We start from the raw sequence: 22,273 nt of genomic DNA, 5'->3' as shown, positions 1-22,273 counted from the left end.
GCCTCCGAGGACACGACCCAAAACCGTGCGGTTGGAACACCTGTCCGGGGTGCGCCGCGGCGACGGCGCCGGCGACGCCCGGCTCCGCGCCAGGACCAAGCCACGCCTGTCGCTCTCCCCGGCGCATGCGCTGGCCGCCATCCTGCTGCTGGCCGCCGCGTTGAGCGCCAGCCTGACGATGCTCGTCCAGCAGGCGCGCAACATCGCCGCCCTCGAGGAGGGCGCCGCCACCGCCATGACAGACGAGACGGACGCGGAACGGAGCGGGCGGGACACCGCCCCACCCCCGCAGGACGCCGACGCCGCCGATGACGCCGCCGACGAAGCCAACGTCGCCGGACCCGCGCCTGCGCCGCAACAGACCCCGCCCCCGGCCACGGACAGCCGGGTGGACCTCAACACCGCCGACCTGACGCAGCTCGACGCCATCGCCGGCATCGGTCCCGTGCTGGCGCAGCGCATCCTCGACCACCGCCACGCCAACGGCGCGTTCACCAGCGTCGACCAGCTGCTCGAGGTCAAAGGCATCGGACCGAAGACCCTGGAGAAACTCCGCGGGCAGGTGAAGGTCGGATGATCGCGCCACGACGCCCCGCCGCCCCGGAGAACCATGAGCAAGGCTCCCGCGACTGGCGCATGCTGCCGGCCGCCATCGGCGTATGGGCCGCCGCACTGGGCGGACACCTGCTGTCCGCCATCCTGACCAGTCCGGGCCACGCGGCGGCCATGGCATCGGCGGGCACCGCCGCCCCGGCCGCCACGGCGCACCAGGACGGCTGGATTCCCACACTCCTGCAGGCGACGGCGGCACCGCTCGCCTGGGGCATGGCGGGCGCGGCGATCTGCCTGGCCGCCACCTGGCTGGCACGCGCCCAGCCCACGGCCAGACGCGCCGCCGCCATGCAGGCGACCGTCGTCATCGCCGCGATGCTGGCCGCCGGCGCCGGCGCCTTAGCCACGGACCTCACCCAATGGCATGACCCGGTGACGGCACGGGCCAGGGACGGCCCCGCCGAAGCCACCGTGACGGTCCGGACGACCGGCCCCGCCACCGCCGCCACCATGCGCGACGTCGACTGCCAGACGGACGGCACCGCCACAGCCATCACCGCCGACGGCGTGCGCCGCCCCTCCCAGGCGGACCTGCTCGTCCTCGCCGTCGGAAACGACTGCGGCCGGCTCGAACGCGGCGCGACACTGACCCTGCGCGGCACACTGCGGCAGGCGGAGTTCGGCGACGCCACCACCTGGCTTGTCCTGAGCGAAGACGACGGCGCCGCCGCGGCGCGCCTCGAACACGGCCCCGACCCCATCCGGCGCATGCTCAACCATGCGCAGGAGGCGTTCTTCACCGTCACTGGCCGGCTGAGCGACCAAGGACGCGTGCTCGTGCCCGGACTCACCCTCGGCGTGCTCGGAACGGACCACATCCCCGCCGGCGCCGGCACGCCACGCCAGACGGCCACGATCACGCCGCAGTCCCCGCCGGCAGTGGACGAGCACTACGCAGCACAGCTCGAGGACAGCTTCCGCCGCGCCGGCATCATGCACCTCATGGCCGTCTCCGGCGGTCACTTCGCCCTCCTCGCCGGCTTGGTGCGCCGAGGCTGCGCGGCGCTCCTCCTGCCCCGCGCGCTGACCGCTGCCGGCGTCGCCGCATGCCAACTGCTGCTGGCCGCCGCCATGTTCCCCTCCGACTCGGTGACGCGAGCGCTCGGCATGGGACTGCTCGCCGCCGCCGCGCTCGCCCTCGGCAGACGGCCCCAAGCGGTCAGCGCCCTGTCCTGGACCGTCATCGCCGTCATCCTCACGGACCCCGGCATGGCGCGCAGCTTCGGCTTCGCCCTGTCCTGCGCCGCCGTCCTCGGCATCGTCCTGCTCGCCCAACCCGTGGCACGGGCCTGCGCGGCGCTGCTGCCAGAGCCCGTGGCACAGGCCGTCGGCATGACCGTCGCCGCGCAGACCGGAGCCTTGCCCATCCAGACGCTGATGGAACCCGACCTGCCCCTGCTATCCATCCCCGCGAACGTGCTCGTCGCCCCGTTCGTCGGCTTCTCCACAGTGGCGGGACTGTGCGCGCTCGCCGTCTCCTGGGCCAGTCCCGGCCTGGGGGAGGCGTGCGCCCGGGCCGCGGCCTGCGGCACGCTGGCCATGGAACGCGTCGCCCTCTGGCTCGGCGGCGGCGGACAGGCCACGCTGCCGTGGGCGGGCGGCATGGCCGGCGCCGTCCTCATGGCCCTGGTCGAGGCGGGCTGCATCGCGGCCTGCGTCCTGCTGCGACGGACGTTGTCACGGCGGTGGACGGGCTGGCACGGGGACGACGCGCAATCCGGGATGCCGGGGGAGGGGTTCGCGGTCACGCCCCGCGAACGGTTCGGCGCATGGGCGCGGGACGCTCTGCGCGCCGTCGCATGGCGGGACGGCGGGGCGATGTCCAGCGATGCGGCGAGATTGAGACCATGCCCAAAGCATCGACGGCGGACGCGCCCGTGACCCTGGTGGTCGGCGGCGACGCCTACGTGAACGACCAGACCGTGCGCGACCTACGCAGGCAGGCGCTTGCCGCCCGGCCCGACGCCGAACCCGTCGAACTGGACGCCACCGGCGCCGATCGCTACGCCTTCGACGAGGCCGTCGGCCCCTCCCTGCTCGCCGACGTTGCCGTCGTCACGCTCACGAACCTGCAGAACGCCGACGACCGCCTCGGCGACGCCATCGTCGCCTACTGCAAGCAGGCGGCGAAGGATCCGGCCGGCTTCAGCGCCGTCATCTGCCAGCACGAAGGCGGCAACAAAGGCAAGCAGCTCGTCGACCGCCTCGTGCGAGCCGGCGCGCGGCTGCAGAAGGTGCCCGACCTGAAGAAACCGGACGCCAAGCTCAACTTCGTCATCGGACAGTTCGAACGCCGCGGACGCCGCGTCGAGCCGGCCGCGGCCCAGCAGCTCGTCGCCGTGCTCGGCGAACGCACCGGCGAACTCGCCGCCATGTGCGGCCAGCTGTGCTTCGACTTCGACGACAACCCCATCGGCCTGGACCGCGTCAACCAATACCTCACCGCCAACCCCCAGGTCACCAGCTTCAACGTGGCGGACAAGGCGATGGAGGGCCGGACCGCCGAGGCCATCGTGATGATGCGCTCCGCCGTCGCACAGGGCGCCGACCCCATCGCGCTCATCGGCGCGCTGGCGCTCAAGCTGCGCACCATCGCCAAGGCCTCCGCGGTCAGGGCCGGCACCATCTCCGCGGCCGAAGCCAAGACCAACCCCTGGGTGCTCAAGATGGCGACGCGCCAGCTGCCCGGCTGGACGTCGGCCGGCATGGCGCGGTGCCTCAGGACGCTCGCCTGGGCCGACGAACAGAGCAAGACCAACGGCGGCGACCCCATGTACGCGCTGGAACGCAGCATCGAACTCATCGCCTCCCAAGGGCGCGGCTGACCGCCGGGCACCGGAGCATACGGACGATACGGACCATACGGAAGGAACACGGCAGCACCATGAGCACAGCCATGGGCGGCGGCCAGACCGCCACCATCGAAGTCCCCACCGACCAGGCGATGCGCGACCTCGGCGCGCGGATCGCCGGATTCGTGCGCGGAGGCGACGTCATCCTCCTGTCCGGGCCGCTCGGCGCTGGCAAAACCACCTTCGCCCAAGGCTTTGGCGCGGGGCTCGGCATCAGCGGGCCCATCGTCTCGCCCACCTTCACCATCGCCCGCGAACTCGACGGCAGCTTCCCTGACGGACGGCGGGCACACCTGGTGCATGTGGACGCCTACCGGCTCGGCGGTGCCTCCTACGCGCCCGGCCAGGACAGCGTCGGCCGTCTGCTCGACGAACTCGAATCGCTCGGCCTCGACGAGGAGCTCGAGGATCCGGGCGAAGACACCGTCGTGCTCATGGAATGGGGCGAGCAGATGGCCGCCGCATTGGCGCCGGAACGCCTGGAAGTCCACATCGAACGCCCACCCGCCCCCGCGTCGGCGGCGGACGGCGCGGATGCGGCGCCGACCAGCGAGGGCATGCGCCTCGTCCGGCTCGTGCCGGTCGGCCGACGTTGGCAGACACTGCCCATCGCCGCCCTGGCCCGGCGCTGAGCCCCACCGACGGGGCCGGGACGGCCCCAGCCGACGCGGCGGGTTGTATCCTAGCCAAGGACTTGTTCGGAAAGGGAACGGATGACGCACACACTGGTGATCGACACCTCCTACGGCTCAACCGTCGGCATCGTCGGCCATGAGCCGATCCTCGAGACCGACTCGCGCACCCACGTCGAAAGACTCCAAGGCGACATCGCCCGCGCCGTCGACGCGGCCGGGCTGCGGCCGGCGGACCTCGAACGCATCGTCGTGGGCGTCGGCCCCGCCCCGTTCACCGGCCTGCGCGCCGGCATCGTCGCCGCCAAGGCGCTCGCCTTCGCCACCGGCGCCGAGCTCATCGGCCGCGACATCCTCGCCCCCCAGGCGCAGTGGAACCACCTGAGACATGCCGCGATGGCCACGGACGGAGCGAAGGAAGCGCCCCATACGCTCACACTGGCCGTCAACGACGCCCGGCGCAAGCAGCTGTACTTCGCGCTGTACGACACCCACGGGGATGCCGAGGACAGCGCCACAATGCCCGTGACACAGCCGCTGATCGGCATGGACATCGACTACCCGGCCGGCATCGTGGCCCGGATCAACGAGGCCGTGCGCACCTGGCAGGAGACGCACAGGCGGCCCGCCATCGTGGACGTCGTCGGCCACGGCGCCGCACGCTACGAGCAGGAGCTCCGCGACATCGAGCGTCTGGGGGAGCTCCGCGGCGAATCCGTGCTTGACCAGGGCGCGGCGGGACTGGAACTGTTCGCGGCCGGCGCCATCGCCGCATGCCACGGCGCCCCGGCAGCCCCGGTGGAGCCGCTGTACCTGCGCCGTCCCGACGCCGAGGTGCCGAACCCGCTCAAACATGTGCTCGGCCACGCCGGCGCCACCAAGGCCTGACCGGGAGACCGGCATGGACGAGACCACCATCGTCGGCATGGACGACCTCGACCGGGATGCTGTCGTGGCCGCCATCGCCTCCCTGGAGACGGAGCTGTTCGCAGCGGGCGCCTGGAGCCTGAACATGGTGCGCCAGGAACTCGACGCCCCCGCGCGCACCTACTTCCTCAGCCTCGACCACGCCCCGTCCGCCGGCGCCCCGTCGCCCCATGTGAACGGCTACGCCGGATTCTGGTATGACGGCGACGACGCGCAGATCATGACCATCGGCGTCGCCCCCGCCAGCCAACGCCGGGGCATCGCCACCGCCCTCATGGACAGGCTCGTCGCCGCCGCCCGCGCGCAAGGGGCGCGGCGCATCCTCCTCGAGGTGCGCGTCGACAACGAGCCGGCGCTCGCCCTCTACCGGAGGTTCGGCTTCGAACGCATCGGACTGCGCAAACGCTACTACCAGCCCGGGGGCATCGACGCCTACGTCATGGCCCTCGACTTGGAGCCCCGCGCCGTGGGATTCGCCCCGTCGCCCCGTCCGGACGGAGAGGACGGGGGACACGGCGGCGCGGACATCGAGAAGGAAACGAACGAAGGACAGGAACCATGAGCGAACCGATCGTGCTGGGCATCGAATCGACCTGCGACGAGACCGCCGCCGCCATCGTGCAGGGGTGCGAGCTGCGGTCCAACGTCGTCGCCTCCTCGATGGAGGAGCACGCGCGCTACGGCGGCGTCATCCCCGAGATCGCCTCGCGTGCCCACGCTGAGGCCTTCGTCCCCTGCGTCTCCAAGGCGCTCGCGGACGCGGACCTGACACTGACCGACGTGGACGCCATCGCCGTGTCGGCAGGCCCCGGGCTCGCCGGATGCCTCGCCGTCGGCGTCTCCGGCGCCAAGGCGCTCGCCTGGGCGGCGGGCAAGCCCATCTACGGCATCAACCATGTGATCGGGCACATCGCCGTCACCCAGCTCCAATTCGGCCCCTTCCCCAAGGACGCACTCGCCCTCATCGTCTCCGGCGGCCACACCTCGTTGCTCCACGTCGAGGATGTGGCGCGCCGCATCGATGTGGTCGGCACCACCTTGGACGACGCGGCAGGGGAGTGCTTCGACAAGGTGGCCAGGCTGCTCGGCTTCCCCTATCCGGGCGGCCCCCACATCGACCGTCACGCCGCCAACGGCGACCCCACGGCCATCCGGGTGCCCCAGGGCCTCACCCAAGGCCAGGCCGGCGCCAAGCACCCCTACGATTTCAGCTTCTCCGGCGTCAAAACCGCCGTCGCCCGCTGGATCGAGACGGAGCAGGCCGCCGGCCGCGAGATCCCCGTGGACGACGTGTGCGCCTCGCTGGCGGACTCCGTGGCCACGGTGCTGGCACGCAAGGCCATGCGCGGCTGCGAGGCCTATGGGGCGGACACGCTCATCGTGGGCGGCGGATTCTCCGCCAACTCCCAGCTGCGGGCCAAGCTCCTCGAATACGGGGCGGAGCACGGCATCGAGGTGCGCATCCCCCGGCCGAAGCTGTGCACCGACAACGGCGCGATGGTGGCGATACTCGGCGTCAACCTCGTCGAGGCAGGCGTGGCCCCGTCGGCGCCGGACTTCCCGATCGACTCCGCCATGCCGCTGACCACGATCTGCATGTGAGGGCCAACCGCCGCCCCGTTCGGCGCGCGACGCGCCGGTCAGCGTGTCGGATTTGCATAATGGGCGCGCATGGGTAATATATATGACTTGTGCGCGGGAGAAATCCTGTGCATGCAAGCCATTCCTGCGTAGCTCAGTTGGCAGAGCATCCGACTGTTAATCGGACGGTCGCTGGTTCAAGCCCAGCCGCAGGAGCTCGGCAGGGGAAGGCGTTCTCCTGTGGATATAATTCAATATCACGCATTCCTGCGTAGCTCAGTTGGCAGAGCATCCGACTGTTAATCGGACGGTCGCTGGTTCAAGCCCAGCCGCAGGAGCTAGAACAAGACCCCACTTCGGTGGGGTCTTTTCGTATTCCATTCTGTTCCCGGCGGCGCCTGCCCGTATTCCGCACCGTTCCCGACGGAGACGTTCTCTTATCCGCATGAGGCTTCCCCGGTCCCCGTATGGCGGCGGCATCCGTGCGGCAAACCGTACTCTTGGCGGGAGTAAGCGTACTGTTTGCCGCATGCTGATGGTGCCCATGCGGAAGAACGTACTCGGAGACCGTTCTTCGAGTACGGATAGATGAATGGGCGGGGGCGGCATCATGTCGAGCGATGCCGCCCCCGCCCATGCTTCATGCAGTGGAGACTACGCGGTCTGTGGGATGCGCGCGTTCGCCTGAGTGGGATCGTTGAGGTATGCGGCCAGAGCCTTGCGCAGCAGGGCGGCCCTGGACAGGTGCTCCTTTCTGGCCTGCATGTCAGCCATGGAGGCCATGTCCGGCGTCAGATAGGTCTTGCACATCACCGACGCCTGCTGCCGTGGCTGTTCCGCGAGCGGTCTGCCTGCGAAGATGTCATCCAGGTCAGCTGCAGTGAGTGGGCGGCGCGGGTGGATGACCTCGCCGACGATCTGCGGGGTGTGCTCGGCATACGAGTCCGACAGTTCGGACCATTCGTCGTCATGAACCATGGTGGCTCCTTTCATTTCGCCTGGTTGAAGAACCGCTGCCATTCGGGACGGCAGTCCATCGCGTGGAACGCCTTGCGGGTGCGCTGCGAAACCAGCACCTCCACGCGTCGTTCCTGTGACTCGTCCACGTACCCGAGGAACGCCATGGTGCGGTCGCCGGGCTGTCCTGACTCGACCTCGAACACCGCCACCGCATGCCTGATCACATATGTGACTCATGGTATTGGCTTGCGACGCCGCGGAACGTACCCGCATGGTGGGCGACACGCCCGGAGCGGAGGATCCGACCACAATGTCCCGTCGCGCTGGCGCCAGCGGGCCCGGGCCTGCATCGTGGAAGGCAACCCGCCACAAGGCATCGCACAAGGCACCAGCGAAGGAGCTCATCATGGGACAGCATCAGCACAGCCAGGAACAGCGGCAGGAACACCGGCGCCGCGCCTCCTACGAACAGCGGCGATCCGAGGCCGAACGCCGCCACCAGGCGCTGTTCGGCCAAGCCATGATCGCCCTGGCCCTGGCCGCCGCGGCAGTCGCGGCCGTGCTGCCGGGGGCCGCCGCGGTGCACGGGGCCGAGGAGCGGACGGATACGGGTGCGCCGCCGCCTGACCCCTGCTCCGGCGTCGTCTCCCGGTCGTCGTCCGAGGAAGGTGACGGCGACGTCGGGCGGTCCGCCATCACCCTGGCGCAGCCGTTCATGCCCATCATCGACCAGGCCCGGCGCAACGCGCTCCTGGACACCCCTCAAGCCATGGACGCCCGTTGCCGCGCGGGGCTGCTCTGGCCGCTCGCCGGAGCCAGACGGGTCGTCCGACCGTTCGACGGGCCCGCGCAGCCGTGGCTTGCCGGACACCGCGGCATCGACCTGCCCGCCGCGGCGGGGGAGGGCATCCGCGCCCCCGTGGATGGCGTCATCAGCTACGAGGGCACAGTCGCCGGCAAGAACGTCGTGAGCATCCGCCACGGCGCGACGGTCTCCAGCTTCGAACCCGCCTCGACCACGTTGTCAGTCGGCGCCACGGTGACGGCCGGCACGGTGTTCGCGCAGGTCGAGGCCACCGGCTCCGACCACTGCGACCACGCGTGCCTGCACTGGGGCGTGCGCCGCGGCAAGGACGACTACCTCGACCCGGTGGAGGAGGCGACGCTGCGCAAAACCGTGCTCAAGCCGCTCGCTGCCATGGACCGCGGCTTTGTGCATGTACAATCCGAAGTGGATAGCATTCAGCCCACTAGGGAGAACCATGAAGAAGGAATACACCCGGCCCCTGGAACAGCCCATCGACGACGATAGGAACCTGTTCTCGATCCTCGAGGAGCGCGCGAGCCGCACCCCGGACGACTCCCTCGTCGAATACAAGGGCGGCGACGGCACCTGGAAGTCGTTCACCGCAGCCGAATTCCGCGACAAGGTCATCGCGTTGGCCAAGGGTCTCATCGCCCGCGGCGTCAAGCCCGGGGACTCGGTGTCCGTGATCTCCAAGACCCGCTGGGAATGGACCGCGCTCGACATGGCCATCATGTCCATCGGCGCGCTCACCGTGCCCGTGTACGAGACGAACTCCGCCGCGCAGGTCAAGATGATCTTCAACGACAGTCAGGTGACGATGGCGTTCGCCGAGAACGACGCGCAGCGCGACAAGATCGAGGCCGTGCGCGACCAGTGCCCCACGCTCAAGGACGTGTACGTCATCGACTTCGGCGCGCTGGACACCATCGAGGAGTACGGCCGCGGCGTGTCCGACGACGAGTTCTGGCGGCGCGAGCGCGCCGTGAAGGGCACCGACCTCGCCACCATCGTGTACACCTCCGGATCCACCGGCACGCCCAAGGGCATCGAGCTGAGCCATGGCAGCTTCGTGTTCATCACCTACTCCGGCGTGAACACGATGCCCGCCATCTCCTCGCGACCGGGCGCGCGCCTGCTGCTCTTCCTGCCGCTGGCCCATGTGTTCGCCCGCTACATGCAGTTCTTCTGCTTCGCCGGCACCGTCACGCTCGGCCTGTCCGGCAACCTCAAGACCATCCTCGCCGACTTCGGCGCGTTCAAGCCGACGTTCATCCTCGCCGTGCCGCGCATCTTCGAGAAGATCTACAACGCCGCCTCCCAGAAGGCCGGCGCCGGTCTCAAGGGCCGCATCTTCGCCAACGCCACGCAGGTCGCCATCGACTGGTCGCATGCGCAGCAGGCCGGCGGCAAGATCCCCGCCGCCCTGTCCCTGCAGCATGCGCTGTACCGCAAGCTCGTCTACAGCTCCATCATGGAGGTGTTCGGCGGCCGCGTCGAATACGCGGTGTCCGGCGGCGCCCCGCTCGACCTCTCCATCGCCCACTTCTTCAACGGCGTCGGCCTGCCGCTGCTCGAGGGCTACGGCATGACCGAGACCTGCGCGCCCACCTGCGTGAATCCCACCGAGGGCTACCGCATCGGCACCATCGGCCTGCCGCTGCAGGGCGTCACGATGGGCATCGACGACGATGACGAGCTGTGCGTCAAGAGCCCGCAGATTTGCGTCGGCTACCACAACCACCCGGAGACCACCACCCAGCAGATCGTCGACGGCTGGCTGCACACCGGCGACCTTGGATCCATCGACGACGACGGCTTCGTCACCATCACCGGACGCAAGAAGGACCTCATCATCACCGCCGGCGGCAAGAACGTGAGCCCGCAGGAGCTGGAGACCGCCGTCATGACCTCGCCGGTGGTCAACCAGTGCGTTGTCGTGGGCGACCGCAAGCCGTTCATCGCCGCCATCGTCGCCCTGGACCTCGCCGAGACCAACACCTGGCTCAAAGCGCAGGGTGCCGAGCCGGCGCCGGACCTAGAGTCCGCCGCACGCAATCCGATCGTGCGCGCCGAGGTGGAGCGCGCGGTGAACATGGCCAACGAGCACGTCTCCCGCGCCGAGTCCATCCGCAAGTTCGAGATCGTGCCCGACGACTTCACCGAGGAGAGCGGCCTGGTCACTGCGAGCCTCAAGGCCCGCCGCCATGCCATCACCGAGCGCTACCAGGACCTCATCGACAATGTGATCTACGCCGGCAAACGCTAGCCAGCGCGGTCGGCGCGAGCCTGCCGGCCAATGGTCACAGGCCCGCGTCGGCCATCGAGATGTAGCCTGGGTCGATAAGCGCCTCCTTGAGATTCGAGGCGTTGACGGCGAGCAGGTCCTCGCTGACGATGGCGGTGCCGGCGCCCGCCACCTTGCCTTGGGACACCGAGGCGAGCGAGTCGAGCGACTGCCCGCGGTTGAGTCTGTCGCACACCGTGGCGATGTCGGCGGCGAGCTGCTTGCGGTTTGTGAGCGCGGTCATCCACTGCTTGCCTTCCACGATGCGCGGCATCGCATCGAGATACCCGCCGTAGCCGGTGACGATGGGCCAGCGGGACGCATCGGCCTTCGCCGCGCCGTCGCCGTCGGCCGCGGCGTCGTCGTTCTCCGGGGACTTGATCGGATCGGGCACGGCGCCACGCTTGAGGTCCCGGCGGCCGGCGATCGAGCCGACGATTCCGCCGATGGTGATGGTGGGGTTGATATCGGCCGCGGACCCCTGGTAGCCGAGTTCGGCGAGCTCGTCGACCGTCGCCGAGGCGACGAAGTCATTCATCGCGACGATGCCGTCGATCTTTTGCACCTCGCCGTCATCCGAGGCGAGCCTGGCGCCGAGTTCCTTCCTGACCAGGTCGGCCTTGCGTCCGTCGAACGCCACCTGGCGCCAATCCGCGTTCTTGCTGTCCGCCGTCAGCGTGCCCGAGGCGCTCACCGTCCTGCCATCGCGGAAGTAAGGTTCCAGCACCTTCCACACCCCGGCGAACGCCTCCGCGGCGAAGGCGTCGGACGCCGCGCCGCCATCGGGGTCATAGGGCAGGAGCACTTCGATGACCTTGGGATTGTCCGGGCTGGTCTTGACCAGTTGGAGTTTGTCGACGAGCTGCTGCGCCTGGGCCCGTCCGATGAGTTCGGCCGTGGCCATGCGCACGAAAGCGTCGGCGGAGACGCCCTTCACCGCGTTCGACAGCACCACCACGTGCATGCCGTTGTCCTTCGCCAGGTCGAGGGCGGAGACCAGCCGGTCGATGGCGGCGTCCCGCTTCGCGTCCTCGTCCGTGCCGGAGTCCTCCGCCTCGTCGGCTCCGGCCTGCTTGCCATCGTCGGATGCGGCGCCGTCGGCGTCTCCGTCCGCGGTCTTCTGGTCCGCGCCGTCACCGGACGGGGCGATGGTCTGCCCGGCGAAGTCACCGTATTGGCGGGTCACATCGTCGGCGTCCGCCGCGGGGGCGACGACCAGCGTCATCGGGGTGTCGTCCTTCTTCTGCCCGTCCGTGTCGGTCACGTGGTCGACGACGTAATCCTGCAGGTCGCGGCTCTGTCGGTCCAATCCGGAGGAGGAGACGGCGTGGATGTCGTTTCCTTTGAAGCCCAGCGCCTTGAGCTCCTTGGTGATCTCCGGCACGAGCTTGTCCCATTTGTTCGCCGGCGTGTGCTGGGAGACTGTGATGCCGTCCGATGGCGTGAAGATGGCGACGTTCCCATGCCCGGACGTCGTTTCGACGACATGGTCAGGAACGGGGGCGGCCTGGCGCGGCCCGCAGCCCGCCAGGGGGAGCGTCAGCGCGATGCCTGCGGCGATGGAGGCGACACGGAGCGCGAGGGAGGGGCCATGCGGGCGCATGCGACGTTCCTTTCCTAGGATTGGCCGGGCGGCTTGCTGTGGCGATTGTAACGCGCCGTGCCGAGCGGTGGCCCCGGCCTCCCGGGCGCCCCGTCCGCCACGAGACCGACGGCGCGCGGGGCCTGACGCACGACGCCCCGCCGCCCGGATAGGGCGACGGGGCCGGATGAAGTGACGGGGCTGGGCATGGGTCATGCGCCATGCCGCGTAGGCCCAGCGCCGTCTCAGGCTTCGAGGGCCTTGGCGAGATTGTCGCTGAGCGCGTCCATGAAGCCCTCGGTGTCGAGCCAAGGCTGGTCGGGGCCGATGAGCATGGCGAGGTCCTTGGTCATCTGGCCGCCTTCGACAGTGTTGACGATGACCTTCTCCAGCGTCTCGGCGAAGTGGCGCACCTCGGGCGTGCCATCGAGGTCGGCGCGGTGCTTGAGCCCGCCGGTCCACGCGAAGATGGAGGCGATGGGGTTCGTCGAGGTCTTCTCACCCTTGAGCCAGCGGCGGTAGTGGCGCGTCACGGTGCCGTGCGCGGCCTCCGCCTCCACGGTCTGGCCGTCCGGCGTCATGAGCACCGAGGTCATGAGCCCCAGCGAGCCGAAGCCTTGGGCCACGGAATCGGACTGCACGTCGCCGTCGTAGTTCTTGCACGCCCAGATGTAGCCGCCATGCCATTTGAGCGAGCTGGCGACCATGTCGTCGATGAGACGGTGCTCGTAGGTCAGGCCCTCAGCCTCGAAGCGGTCCTTGTACTCGGTCTCGTACACCTCGGCGAAGATGTCCTTGAACTGGCCGTCATAGGCCTTGAGGATCGTGTTCTTCGTGGACAGGTACACCGGGTAGTGGCGCATGAGGCCGTAGTTGAAGCAGGCGCGAGCGAAGCCGCGGATGGAGTCGTTGACGTTGTACTGCACCTGCGCCACGCCGCCGTCGGCGCCGTAGTCGTACACCACGTGCTCGATGGGTTCGGAGCCGTCCGCGGGCGTGAAGGTGACGGTCAGGCGCCCCGCGCCCGGCACCTTGAAGTCGGTGGCCTTGTACTGGTCGCCGAAGGCGTGGCGGGCCACCACGATCGGCTTGGTCCAACCGGGCACGAGACGCGGCACGTTGCTCATCACGATGGGCTCGCGGAAGATGGTGCCGCCCAGGATGTTGCGGATCGTGCCGTTGGGGGACTTCCACATCTTCTTCAGCCCGAACTCCTTGACACGGGCCTCGTCGGGCGTGATGGTGGCGCATTTGACGCCCACATGCTCGCGCTTGATGGCGTTGGCCGCATCGATGGTCACCTGGTCGTCGGTGGCGTCGCGGTTCTCGATGCCCAGGTCGTAGTAGTCGAGGTCGATGTCCAGGTACGGCAGGATCAGACGGTCCTTGATGTCCTTCCAGATGACGCGGGTCATCTCGTCGCCGTCGAGCTCGACGACCTTCCCCTCGACCTTGATCTTGGCCATGCTTCCTCCTGTCGTGCGGTGCTATGGGGGAGACGGGGCCGTCCGCCCGGCGTAGGCGACGGCGGGGCCCCGGCATCCGCAGTCCATCTCTACCGCATCGATGTGTCCTGCGTGTGCCCCGTTCGACAATGTGGACGGCGCCCCGTGTCGCCCCGTGCGATGACGTGGACGGGTATTAGCCTTGGAAGCATGTCTCAGGAAATCGAAATTGGACTGGGCAAGAAAGGCCGTTTGGCCTACGCCCTCGACGACGTCTCCATCGTCCCCTCCCGACGCACCCGCGACCCGCAGGACGTCTCCACCACCTGGCAAATCGACGCCTACGAATTCGACGTGCCGGTCATCGGCGCCCCAATGGACTCCGTGACCAGCCCCGCCACCGCCATCGCGATGGGTCGGCTCGGTGCCCTCGGCGTGCTGGACCTCGAGGGCCTGTGGACCCGCTACGAGAATCCGGAGCCGCTGCTGGCCGAGATCGCCGACCTGCCTGCCGAGAGCGCGACCAAGCGCATCCAGGAGATTTACGCCGAGCCAATCAAATCCGAGCTCATCACGGCGCGGCTGCATGAGATCCGCAGCGCCGGCGTGACCGTCGCCGGATCCCTGTCGCCCCAGCGCGTCCAGCAGTTCTACTCCATCGTGGTCGACGCCGGCGTCGACCTGTTCGTCATCCGCGGCACGGTCGTCTCCGCCGAGCATGTGAGCCAGGACCACGAGCCGCTCAACCTCAAGCAGTTCATCTACGACCTCGACGTGCCCGTCATCGTCGGCGGCGCCGCCAACTACACCGCCGCCCTGCACCTGATGCGCGCCGGCGCCGCGGGCGTGCTCGTCGGCTTCGGCGGCGGCGCCGTCTCCGCCACCCGCGCCACGCTGGGCGTCACCGCGCCGATGGCCACCGCCATCGCCGATGTGGCCGAGGCCCGCCGCGACTACATGGACGAGTCCGGCGGCCGCTATGTGCAGGTCATCGCCGACGGCGGCATGGGCGATTCCGGCAGCTTTGTCAAGGCGCTGGCGCTCGGCGCGGATGCCGTCATGCTCGGCTCCCCGCTCGCCCGGGCCACCGAGGCCCCCGGCCATGGCACCCATTGGGGCGCCGAGGCCCGCCACCAGACGCTGCCGCGTGGCTTCCGCACCGTCGTCGGCACCGTCGCGCCGCTGGAGCAGGTGCTGTACGGCCCCAGCCACACCGCCGACGGCTCCACGAACTTCATCGGCGCGCTGCGCCGCGCGATGGCGTCCACCGGCTACGTGGACCTCAAGGGGTTCCAGAAGTGCGGCGTCGTGGTCACGCCCTACGGCAGGTGACGGCGCCGCGGGCCGCCGGCTGACAGGCGGCCCGCTCCAGTGCTTCACGGGGCGGTCCTCCCGGACGGGAGGGCCGCCCCGTCGTCGTCTGAGGCGTAGGAACGATGGCGCGGGGGAGGGGAGGGGCATGGCACCGGGCATGTCACGCGGACTCCGGGCGTGTCGCGTCATTGCCCCGAACTTCCCCGTCGCCATCGCGCAACCGCGACGCAAACCGATCATCCACGGCCGATCCATCGCGCAACCCGCACGCAACGGTCACATCGTGAGACAGACACCCCCTTCCCGGTCCGGGGCTCCCTGATACGGGGGGATGCCTCGGATTTGACGGTGACGGCGTTCGGTGGTGTGGTGAGATTTTGGTCGCCGCCAAGGCGACCGGGGAAAGGAAGCTGGATCATGGACCGTAGTTCTTCCATGCCGAGTCAGTTCGCATACCATCAGTCCGAGCACCGTCAATCCACATATGATGGAATTCCCTCGCCGGGGGATCTGCACGTCTACGAGGGCAGCCTTGCGGTGGGTTTCGCGGGCGGCGCGGTGCCCTATCACATCGCCTGCGTGTTCCCGGGGGACAGCTTCGCCGACCAATGCCACAGCCTGGCCCTGCACGCGTGCCGGATCGCCTGCTACACGGCGGATGTGCTGCGCGGGCGGCTCGACCCGGACCGCCTGAGGAAGGTCGTCACCGACGAATGCCTGGACCGGATGCGGCTGATGGCCCGCCTGCTCGACCATCACATGCTCAAGGACAAGCGGATGCTCGACAGCTTCACCCGGATGCCGGTCGTGCCGGTGTGGCTCAACGGCATGCTCGTCAACCCCACCAGTCTCGAGATGGACTCCGCGCTGACCATCGGCGGTGTCATCTACCTGTCCAACGTCAAGCTGAACCGCTTCGGCGGCATCTGGAAGTGCACCTTCGCCGACATGGGATGACGGCGCGGGCCGGCCGGGCCTATAGTTGGGGACATGCTTCGTGAGTACATTTCCGACCCCGCATATGTCACCACCGAGGATGACACGATCTTCTCGCTGCTCGCCGACCGCGCCGAAGCCGACCCCGACGACCTCATCGCCCAGTGGCAGGACCGGCGGACCCGCGCCTGGCATGACGTGACCGCCGGCGAGATGCTCGCCCGTGTGCGCGCCATCGCCAAGGGCCTCATGGGTCTGGGCGCCCGGCCCGGCACGATGGTCGCCATCTACGCCTCCACCTGCTACGAGTGGGGCGTCGTCGACTTCGCCTGCGCCGCCATCGGCGTGGTGAGCGTGCCGATCTACGAGACCGACTCCGCCCGCCAGGCCGCGGGCATCATCGCCGAGACCGAGCCGATGATCGCCTTCGCCGGCGACGACGCCCACGCCCAGACGCTGGAGCAGGTGCGCTCCGCCGACCCGGCTCTCAAGTACGTGTTCAACTTCGCCGCCGACGGTCTGGATGCTGTCGCGGACTTCGGCGCCGCCGTCTCCGACGACGACCTCGACCGCGCCATCGCCCGCGTCAAGGCGGACGACATGGCCACCATCGTGCACACCTCCGGTTCCACCGGCAAGCCGAAGGGCGCGATGCTCTCCCACCGCAACTTCACCCACATCGTCAAGAACGGCTACATCGTCCTGGAGGACATGCTCTACCGGCCGAACCGCCTCATGCTGTTCCTGCCCCTGGCGCACTGCTTCGCCCGCTACATCCAGTACGTGGCCATCGGCGGGCACGGCGTCGTCGGCTACCTGCCCGGCGCCGCCCACCTGCTCGCCGACCTGCGCTCCTTCAAGCCCACATATCTGCTCGGCGTGCCCCGCGTCTTCGAGAAGGTGTACAACGCCGCCTCGCAGAAGGCGGGCAACGGCATCGCCGGACGCATCTTCGCCCGCGCCTACGCGCATTTCGCCCAGTGGTCGAAGGACGACCAGGCCGGCCAGGGCCACAGCCTGCGGGCCCGGGCCGAGCACCTCTTCTACATGCGCACCGTCGGCGCCTCCATCCGCTCCGCGCTGGGGCCGAACCTCAGGTACCTGGCCTGCGGCGGCGCGCCGCTGAATGCGGACCTGGCGCATTTCTTCAACGGCATGGACGGCATCACGTTCATCCAGGGCTACGGCATGACGGAGACCGCCGCCCCGATGCTCGTGTGCTGGGCCGCGGACAACGAGGTCGGCTCCGTCGGCAAGCCCGGCCCGGGCATGGGCGTGCGCGTCGCCGACGACGGCGAGCTGCAGCTCATGGGTCCCAACGTGTTCCTCGGCTACTACAAGCAGCCCGAGCTCACCGCCGAGACGATGACCGCCGACGGCTGGATCAAATCCGGCGACCTCGGCACCATCGACGACAACGGCTACGTGTTCATCACCGGCCGCAAGAAGGACGTCATCATCACCGCCGGCGGCAAGAACGTCAGCCCTGCCCCGATGGAGGACGTCATCGGCACCTGCCCGATTGTCAGCCACGCCGTCGTCATCGGCGACGGCCGTCCGTTCATCTCCGCGCTCATCGAGCTCGACCCCGAGATGACGCGCTCCTGGCTCGCCTCCCGCGGCCTCGACGCGGACATGCCGATGGCCGAGGCGGCGCGCAACGACGCGGTGCGCTCCTTCGTCCAGCAGTACGTGGACCAGGCGAACGCGAACGTCTCGCGCGCCGAATCCGTGCGCAAATTCGCCATCCTCGACGAGGAGTTCAGCCAGGAGACCGGCACGCTCACCCCGAGCATGAAGGTCGTCCGCCCCAAGGTGCTGGAACGCTACGCCGGCGTCATCGACGGCGAGCTGTACGCCCCCAAGGCCGCCGCCCGGCCGCTGCCGGCCACCGTGCGGATTCTCGACCGCACCTCCGAAACCGCCCGCCAGGCCGCCGAGAACATGACCCAGGCCTACGAGCAGGCCAAGGCCAACGTGTCGGATTCGCTTGCTAGCGTGTCCGAGAAGATCAAGCGGCAGCACGAGGAGGACGACGGGGCCGGCCCCGTCGGTGATGCCTCCGACGGGGCCGGCCAGAACGCCCCGTCCGCCGACGGCGGAGTCCCGTCGGCCCCGGCCGCCGGCCAGAGGAACGAGACCGAGAAGGAGTAACCACCGTGTCCATGCGTCAGATCCGCGTCGTGCCCGACCCCGTGCTGCGCACGCCCTGCGACGAGATCAAGGAGATCACGCCCGCCGTCCGCCGTCTGGTGGACGATTTGCTGGAGACCGTGGACGACCCCGGCCGCGCCGGCCTGTCCGCCAACCAGATCGGCGTGGGCCTGCGCGCCTTCTCCTACAACATCGACGGCAAGATCGGCTATGTGCTCAACCCCGTCCTCGAGGAAACAAGCGGCGAGCAGTACGGCGACGAGGGCTGCCTGTCCGTGCCCGGCCTGTGGTACAAGACCCGCCGCGCCGAGTACGCGCGCGTGCGCGGCATCGACCTCGATGGCAAAACCGTCGTGCTCGAGGGCCACGGCCTGTTCGCCCGCATGCTCCAGCACGAGACCGACCACCTGGCCGGCCACGTCTACCTCGACCGTCTGGAGAAGGACGAGCGGCGCGCCGCGATGCGCCAGATGCGCCAGGCCGCCCGCTGAGAACGCGGCCGCCGGGGCCGGTCCAACGTCCCACGTATCGTGGCATGCGGTGTGCCACCCCGGCGAGGGGCGCGGTCGCAGGCGCTCCGGACCACCCGAACAATGCCTACCGGCGCACCACCCAATACGCGCCATGCCCGCGACGGCCTGTGTCGGTCGGCGCGAACCCGCACCAGCGGGGAGCGTTGCACGCAGGTGCGCATGGCCAGGCAAGAACCGACAAGAAAGAGGTAGCGATACCATGGCTCAGATCACCATGAGCGAGATGCTGAAGGCCGGCCTGCACTTCGGCCACCAGACCCGCCGCTGGAACCCGAAGATGAAGCAGTACATCCTCACCCAGCGCAACGGCATCCACATCATCAACCTGTTCAAGTCGCTCGACATGATCGACAAGGCGTACGACTTCATCAAGACCACCGTCGCCCACAACGGCACCGTGCTCTTCGTCGGCACCAAGAAGCAGGCCCAGGAGGCCGTGGCGGCCCAGGCCACCCGCGTGAACATGCCCTACGTCTCCGAGCGCTGGCTCGGCGGCATGCTGACCAACTTCCAGACCGTCTCCAAGCGCGTCTCCCGCCTCAAGGAGCTCGAGGAGATGGACTTCTCCGACGTGCACGGCTCCGGCCTGACCAAGAAGGAGCTGCTGCTCCTCGAGCGCGAGAAGGACAAGCTGGCCAAGCAGCTGGGCGGCATCCGTAACATGACCCGCACCCCCTCCGCGATGTTCGTCGTGGACATCAACAAGGAGGCGCTGGCCGTCGAGGAGGCCCACAAGCTGGGCATCCCGGTCGTCGCCATCGTCGACACCAACACCGACCCCGAGTCCGTCGAGTACCCGATCCCGGCCAATGACGACGCAATCCGCGGCATCGAGCTGCTGACCACGCTCATGGCCGACGCCGTCGCCGATGGTCTGCTCGAGCGCTCCGGCAAGGCCGCCAAGGCCGAGGGTGAGTCCGCCGAGCAGCCGATGGCCGCCTGGGAGAAGGACCTGCTGGAGAACCAGTCCGCTCCGGCCGCCGAGTCCGCCGAGACCGAGGTCGAGGCCCCGAAGGCCGAGTGACCCGTCGGGCCGCGCGGGGCATCCCGCGCGGCCCCGGTCCCATCACGTCCAAGTTTTTCCGCTAACGAACAGGGAGAGCACAACATGGCAGCTATTACCGCCGCTCTGATCAAGCAGGTCCGCGAGGACACCGGCGCCGGCATGCTCGACGTCAAGAAGGCCCTGACCGAGGCCGAAGGCGACGTCGCCCGCGCCAAGGAGATCATCCGCGCCAAGGGCATCGCCGCGGCCGGCAAGCGCGAGGGCCGCAAGGCCCAGGAGGGCACCATCGCCTCCAAGGTCGTCGTGACCGCCGAGGGCCAGACCGGCTACGCGATCGAGCTGAACTCCGAGACTGACTTCGTGGCCAAGACCCCGAAGTTCGTCGAGTTCGCCGACACCGTGCTCGGCTACGCCATCGAGGCCGGCGCCGACTCCGCCGCCGAGGCGAACGCCGCCAAGGCCGGCGAGGGCACCGTCGAGGAGTTCGTCAAGGAGGAGGCCTCCACCTTCGGCGAGCACATCAAGATCGGCCAGTTCGCGAAGGTCTCCGGCGAGCACGTCGAGATCTACGCCCACAAGAAGTCCGCCGAGATGCCGCCGAGCATCGTCGCGATGATCGCCACCGACAAGGCCGGCGCCGCCGTCGCGCACGAGGCCGCGCTGCAGATCTCCGCGATGGGCGCCAAGTGGCTGACCCGCGAGGACGTCCCGGCCGACGTGGTCGAGTCCGAGACCCGCGTCGCCACCGAGAAGTCCCAGGCCGAAGGCAAGCCGGAGAAGATCATCCCCAAGATCGTCGAGGGCCGCCTCAACGCCTTCTACAAGGAGACCGTGCTCCTGGAGCAGCAGTTCGTCAAGGATCCGTCCAAGACCGTCGGCGACCTGTTCAAGGAAGTGGGCGGCAAGGCCATCGCCTTCGCCCGCGTCGAGGTCGGCAAGGGCGAGGAGGAGTGAGCCTGACCGCTCGCTGATCCGTCTTCGGACCGTTTGCGCAACGCGAGGCCCGCGTCCCACCCGGGGCGCGGGCCCCGCGCGTTTTGCGGGGCCCGCGCGTCGCCCGCCGTCGATATGCTGGTGAGCCGGTATACAGCCCTAAGCCTGGGAAGGCCGAGAGAAAGGCATCGAATGACTGTCGAAGACGCAGGAGACAAGCCGCGCCGCGTATTGCTCAAGTTGTCCGGAGAGGCGTTCGGCGGCGGCAAGGTGGGCATCGACACCCACGTGGTGCGCCGCATCGCCGAGGAGATCGTACCCGCCGTCGCGCAGGGCGTCCAGGTAGCCATCGTGGTCGGCGGCGGCAACTTCTTCCGCGGCGCCGAGCTCCAGCAGGCCGGCATCGACCGCTCCCGCGGCGACTACATGGGCATGCTCGGCACCGTGATGAACTGCCTCGCCCTCCAGGACTTCCTGGAGCAGGAGGGCCAGGCCACGCGCGTGCAGACCGCCATCACCATGGGCCAGGTCGCCGAGCCGTACATCCCACTCAAGGCCATCCGTCACCTCGAGAAGGGACGCGTCGTCATCTTCGGTGCCGGCGCCGGCATGCCGTACTTCTCCACCGACACCGTCTCCATCCAGCGTGCCCTCGAGATCCACTGCGAGGAGGTGCTCATGGGCAAGAACGGCGTCGACGGCGTGTACACCGCCGACCCGCGCAAGAACCCCGACGCGAAGCGCTACGAGACCCTGAGCTACAACCGCGCGCTCGTGGACAACCTCGCCGTCATGGACGCCTCCGCGCTGTCGATGGCGCGCGACAACCGCACCCCGATCCGCGTCTTCGGCCTCGAGGAAGCGGGCAACGTGACCTGCGCCCTCGTCGGCGAGGACCTCGGCACGCTCGTCTCCACCGCCCATTCGCGCATCGCCGAGTGACGCGCCGGGCATCCGGGGCATCGAGCATCCCAGCAACAGACCATCACACACAAAGGAGCGAACAATGGCAAACCTCGTCGACCAGGCCAAGGAGCAGATGACCAAGACGGTCGCCAACACCAAGGACAACTTCGCGGGCATCCGCACCGGCCGCGCCAACCCGGCCCTGCTCAACGGCATCGTCGTGGACTACTACGGCGCCCCGACGCCGCTCAAGGCCGTCGCCACGATTGGCGTGCCCGAGCCGCGCACGCTGGCGGTCACCCCCTTCGACGCCTCCCAGGCCAACGCCGTGGAGAAGGCGCTGCGCGATTCCGACCTGGGCGCCTCCCCGCGCCGCGACGGCAACGTCATCCGCCTGACCATGCCGGAGCTCACCGAGGAGCGCCGCAAGGAGTACGTCAAGCTCGCCAAGGAGCGCGCCGAGGAAGGCAAGGTCGCGGTGCGCAACATTCGCCGCAAGACCAAGGAGACCATCGACAAGGCCGTCAAGGACGGCGAGATGGGCGAGGACGAGGGCGACCGCCTCCTCAAGGACCTCGACAAGGTCACCAAGTCCGTCACCGACGAGATCGACACCCTGCTCGACGGCAAGCAGAAGGAGATCATGGAGGTCTGACGCCTCCCCGCGCGGCCCCGTCACGAAGGCCGCGCCGACGCCAGGCACGGGGCCGGCCGCACACCCAGCATGGGGCGGCCGGCCCCGCGCGCATCCGGTCCCATGGCGCCTTGCGGGAGCGGACCATGGGACGCGCCAGTCCACCCGCTATAG

The 22,273-nt window shown here is 69.0% G+C and carries 21 protein-coding genes and 2 tRNA genes; 19 read left to right on the top strand and 4 right to left on the bottom strand.

What is annotated here, in order from left to right:
* The 9 genes from H7U32_RS03635 to H7U32_RS03595 form a co-directional block, all read left to right on the top strand.
* On the top strand, positions 1–577 hold a 577-nt coding region (locus H7U32_RS03635; RefSeq protein ID WP_306452347.1), incomplete at its 5' end, for a ComEA family DNA-binding protein.
* Positions 574–2,493 (top strand): ComEC/Rec2 family competence protein, encoded by a 1,920-nt coding sequence (locus H7U32_RS03630; RefSeq protein WP_204468148.1) that lies wholly within the window; start codon positions 574–576, stop codon positions 2,491–2,493. The genes H7U32_RS03635 and H7U32_RS03630, both read left to right, overlap by 4 nt.
* A complete protein-coding gene (gene holA, locus H7U32_RS03625) occupies positions 2,460–3,437 on the top strand; it encodes a DNA polymerase III subunit delta (protein WP_204468146.1) in 978 nt (325 codons plus the stop codon). Before H7U32_RS03630 ends, holA begins: the two co-directional genes overlap by 34 nt.
* 59 nt (positions 3,438–3,496) lie before the next feature.
* Positions 3,497–4,096: a tRNA (adenosine(37)-N6)-threonylcarbamoyltransferase complex ATPase subunit type 1 TsaE gene (gene tsaE / locus H7U32_RS03620; RefSeq protein WP_239457456.1), complete on the top strand. Its 600-nt coding sequence runs from the start codon at positions 3,497–3,499 to the stop codon at positions 4,094–4,096.
* Between the two features lie 81 nt (positions 4,097–4,177).
* Entirely contained in the window at positions 4,178–4,984 is an 807-nt protein-coding gene (gene tsaB / locus H7U32_RS03615) for a tRNA (adenosine(37)-N6)-threonylcarbamoyltransferase complex dimerization subunit type 1 TsaB (RefSeq protein WP_204468144.1), read from the top strand.
* A 13-nt stretch (positions 4,985–4,997) separates the two neighbouring features.
* Positions 4,998–5,585 (top strand): ribosomal protein S18-alanine N-acetyltransferase, encoded by a 588-nt coding sequence (rimI, locus tag H7U32_RS03610; protein WP_204468142.1) that lies wholly within the window; start codon positions 4,998–5,000, stop codon positions 5,583–5,585.
* Positions 5,582–6,625 (top strand): tRNA (adenosine(37)-N6)-threonylcarbamoyltransferase complex transferase subunit TsaD, encoded by a 1,044-nt coding sequence (gene tsaD / locus H7U32_RS03605; RefSeq protein WP_204468138.1) that lies wholly within the window; start codon positions 5,582–5,584, stop codon positions 6,623–6,625. Before rimI ends, tsaD begins: the two co-directional genes overlap by 4 nt.
* A 122-nt stretch (positions 6,626–6,747) precedes the next feature.
* Positions 6,748–6,820 (top strand) — tRNA-Asn (locus H7U32_RS03600).
* Between the two features lie 49 nt (positions 6,821–6,869).
* Positions 6,870–6,942, top strand: a tRNA-Asn gene (locus tag H7U32_RS03595).
* A 316-nt stretch (positions 6,943–7,258) separates the two neighbouring features.
* Here the strand turns inward: H7U32_RS03595 and H7U32_RS03590 are convergent.
* Together H7U32_RS03590 and H7U32_RS03585 are read right to left on the bottom strand one after the other, a co-directional pair.
* Positions 7,259–7,582 (bottom strand): hypothetical protein, encoded by a 324-nt coding sequence (locus H7U32_RS03590; RefSeq protein WP_204468137.1) that lies wholly within the window; start codon positions 7,580–7,582, stop codon positions 7,259–7,261.
* A gap of 11 nt (positions 7,583–7,593) precedes the next feature.
* Positions 7,594–7,788 (bottom strand): hypothetical protein, encoded by a 195-nt coding sequence (locus H7U32_RS03585; RefSeq protein WP_204468135.1) that lies wholly within the window; start codon positions 7,786–7,788, stop codon positions 7,594–7,596.
* Positions 7,789–7,970: 182 nt separating this feature from the next.
* On the opposite strand from H7U32_RS03585, the gene H7U32_RS03580 reads away from it, so the two are divergent.
* Entirely contained in the window at positions 7,971–8,876 is a 906-nt protein-coding gene (locus tag H7U32_RS03580; protein WP_204468133.1) for a M23 family metallopeptidase, read from the top strand.
* A complete protein-coding gene (locus tag H7U32_RS03575) occupies positions 8,827–10,638 on the top strand; it encodes an AMP-dependent synthetase/ligase (protein WP_204468132.1) in 1,812 nt (603 codons plus the stop codon). The genes H7U32_RS03580 and H7U32_RS03575 overlap by 50 nt, the downstream gene beginning before the upstream one ends.
* A 34-nt stretch (positions 10,639–10,672) precedes the next feature.
* Here the strand turns inward: H7U32_RS03575 and H7U32_RS03570 are convergent, their stop codons facing one another.
* Positions 10,673–12,259, bottom strand: coding sequence for a xylose ABC transporter (locus tag H7U32_RS03570; protein WP_204468130.1), 1,587 nt, complete (start codon positions 12,257–12,259; stop codon positions 10,673–10,675).
* A 224-nt stretch (positions 12,260–12,483) separates the two neighbouring features.
* Positions 12,484–13,704: an NADP-dependent isocitrate dehydrogenase gene (locus tag H7U32_RS03565; RefSeq protein WP_204468128.1), complete on the bottom strand. Its 1,221-nt coding sequence runs from the start codon at positions 13,702–13,704 to the stop codon at positions 12,484–12,486.
* A gap of 189 nt (positions 13,705–13,893) precedes the next feature.
* Between H7U32_RS03565 and H7U32_RS03560 the strand changes: the two genes are divergently transcribed.
* The 8 genes from H7U32_RS03560 to frr all read left to right on the top strand — a co-directional run bounded on the left by H7U32_RS03560 (position 13,894) and on the right by frr (position 22,120).
* On the top strand, positions 13,894–15,015 hold the full coding sequence (locus H7U32_RS03560; RefSeq protein ID WP_204468127.1) for a GuaB3 family IMP dehydrogenase-related protein: 1,122 nt from the start codon (positions 13,894–13,896) through the stop codon (positions 15,013–15,015).
* Between the two features lie 399 nt (positions 15,016–15,414).
* Positions 15,415–15,954 (top strand): hypothetical protein, encoded by a 540-nt coding sequence (locus tag H7U32_RS03555; RefSeq protein WP_204468126.1) that lies wholly within the window; start codon positions 15,415–15,417, stop codon positions 15,952–15,954.
* Between the two features lie 33 nt (positions 15,955–15,987).
* Positions 15,988–18,087, top strand: a complete 2,100-nt coding sequence (locus tag H7U32_RS03550; RefSeq protein WP_204468124.1) for an AMP-dependent synthetase/ligase — start codon at positions 15,988–15,990, stop codon at positions 18,085–18,087.
* A 5-nt stretch (positions 18,088–18,092) separates the two neighbouring features.
* Positions 18,093–18,578 carry a peptide deformylase gene (def, locus tag H7U32_RS03545; protein ID WP_204468123.1) on the top strand — a complete coding sequence of 162 codons (486 nt, stop codon included), beginning with the start codon at positions 18,093–18,095 and terminating at the stop codon, positions 18,576–18,578.
* A gap of 241 nt (positions 18,579–18,819) precedes the next feature.
* A complete protein-coding gene (gene rpsB, locus H7U32_RS03540) occupies positions 18,820–19,644 on the top strand; it encodes a 30S ribosomal protein S2 (RefSeq protein ID WP_204468121.1) in 825 nt (274 codons plus the stop codon).
* A gap of 84 nt (positions 19,645–19,728) precedes the next feature.
* Entirely contained in the window at positions 19,729–20,580 is an 852-nt protein-coding gene (gene tsf, locus H7U32_RS03535) for a translation elongation factor Ts (protein WP_204468119.1), read from the top strand.
* A gap of 171 nt (positions 20,581–20,751) precedes the next feature.
* Entirely contained in the window at positions 20,752–21,501 is a 750-nt protein-coding gene (gene pyrH / locus H7U32_RS03530) for a UMP kinase (RefSeq protein WP_204468117.1), read from the top strand.
* Between the two features lie 64 nt (positions 21,502–21,565).
* Positions 21,566–22,120, top strand: a complete 555-nt coding sequence (gene frr, locus H7U32_RS03525) for a ribosome recycling factor (RefSeq protein ID WP_204468115.1) — start codon at positions 21,566–21,568, stop codon at positions 22,118–22,120.
* Positions 22,121–22,273: the final 153 nt, after the last annotated feature.

It is taken from the genome of Bifidobacterium pullorum subsp. saeculare (assembly GCF_016899725.1).
Taxonomy (GTDB): Bacteria; Actinomycetota; Actinomycetes; order Actinomycetales; family Bifidobacteriaceae; genus Bifidobacterium; species Bifidobacterium pullorum_C.
The sequence above is the reverse complement of the archived record's forward strand: the minus strand, read 5'-3'. Positions and strand labels throughout refer to the sequence as shown.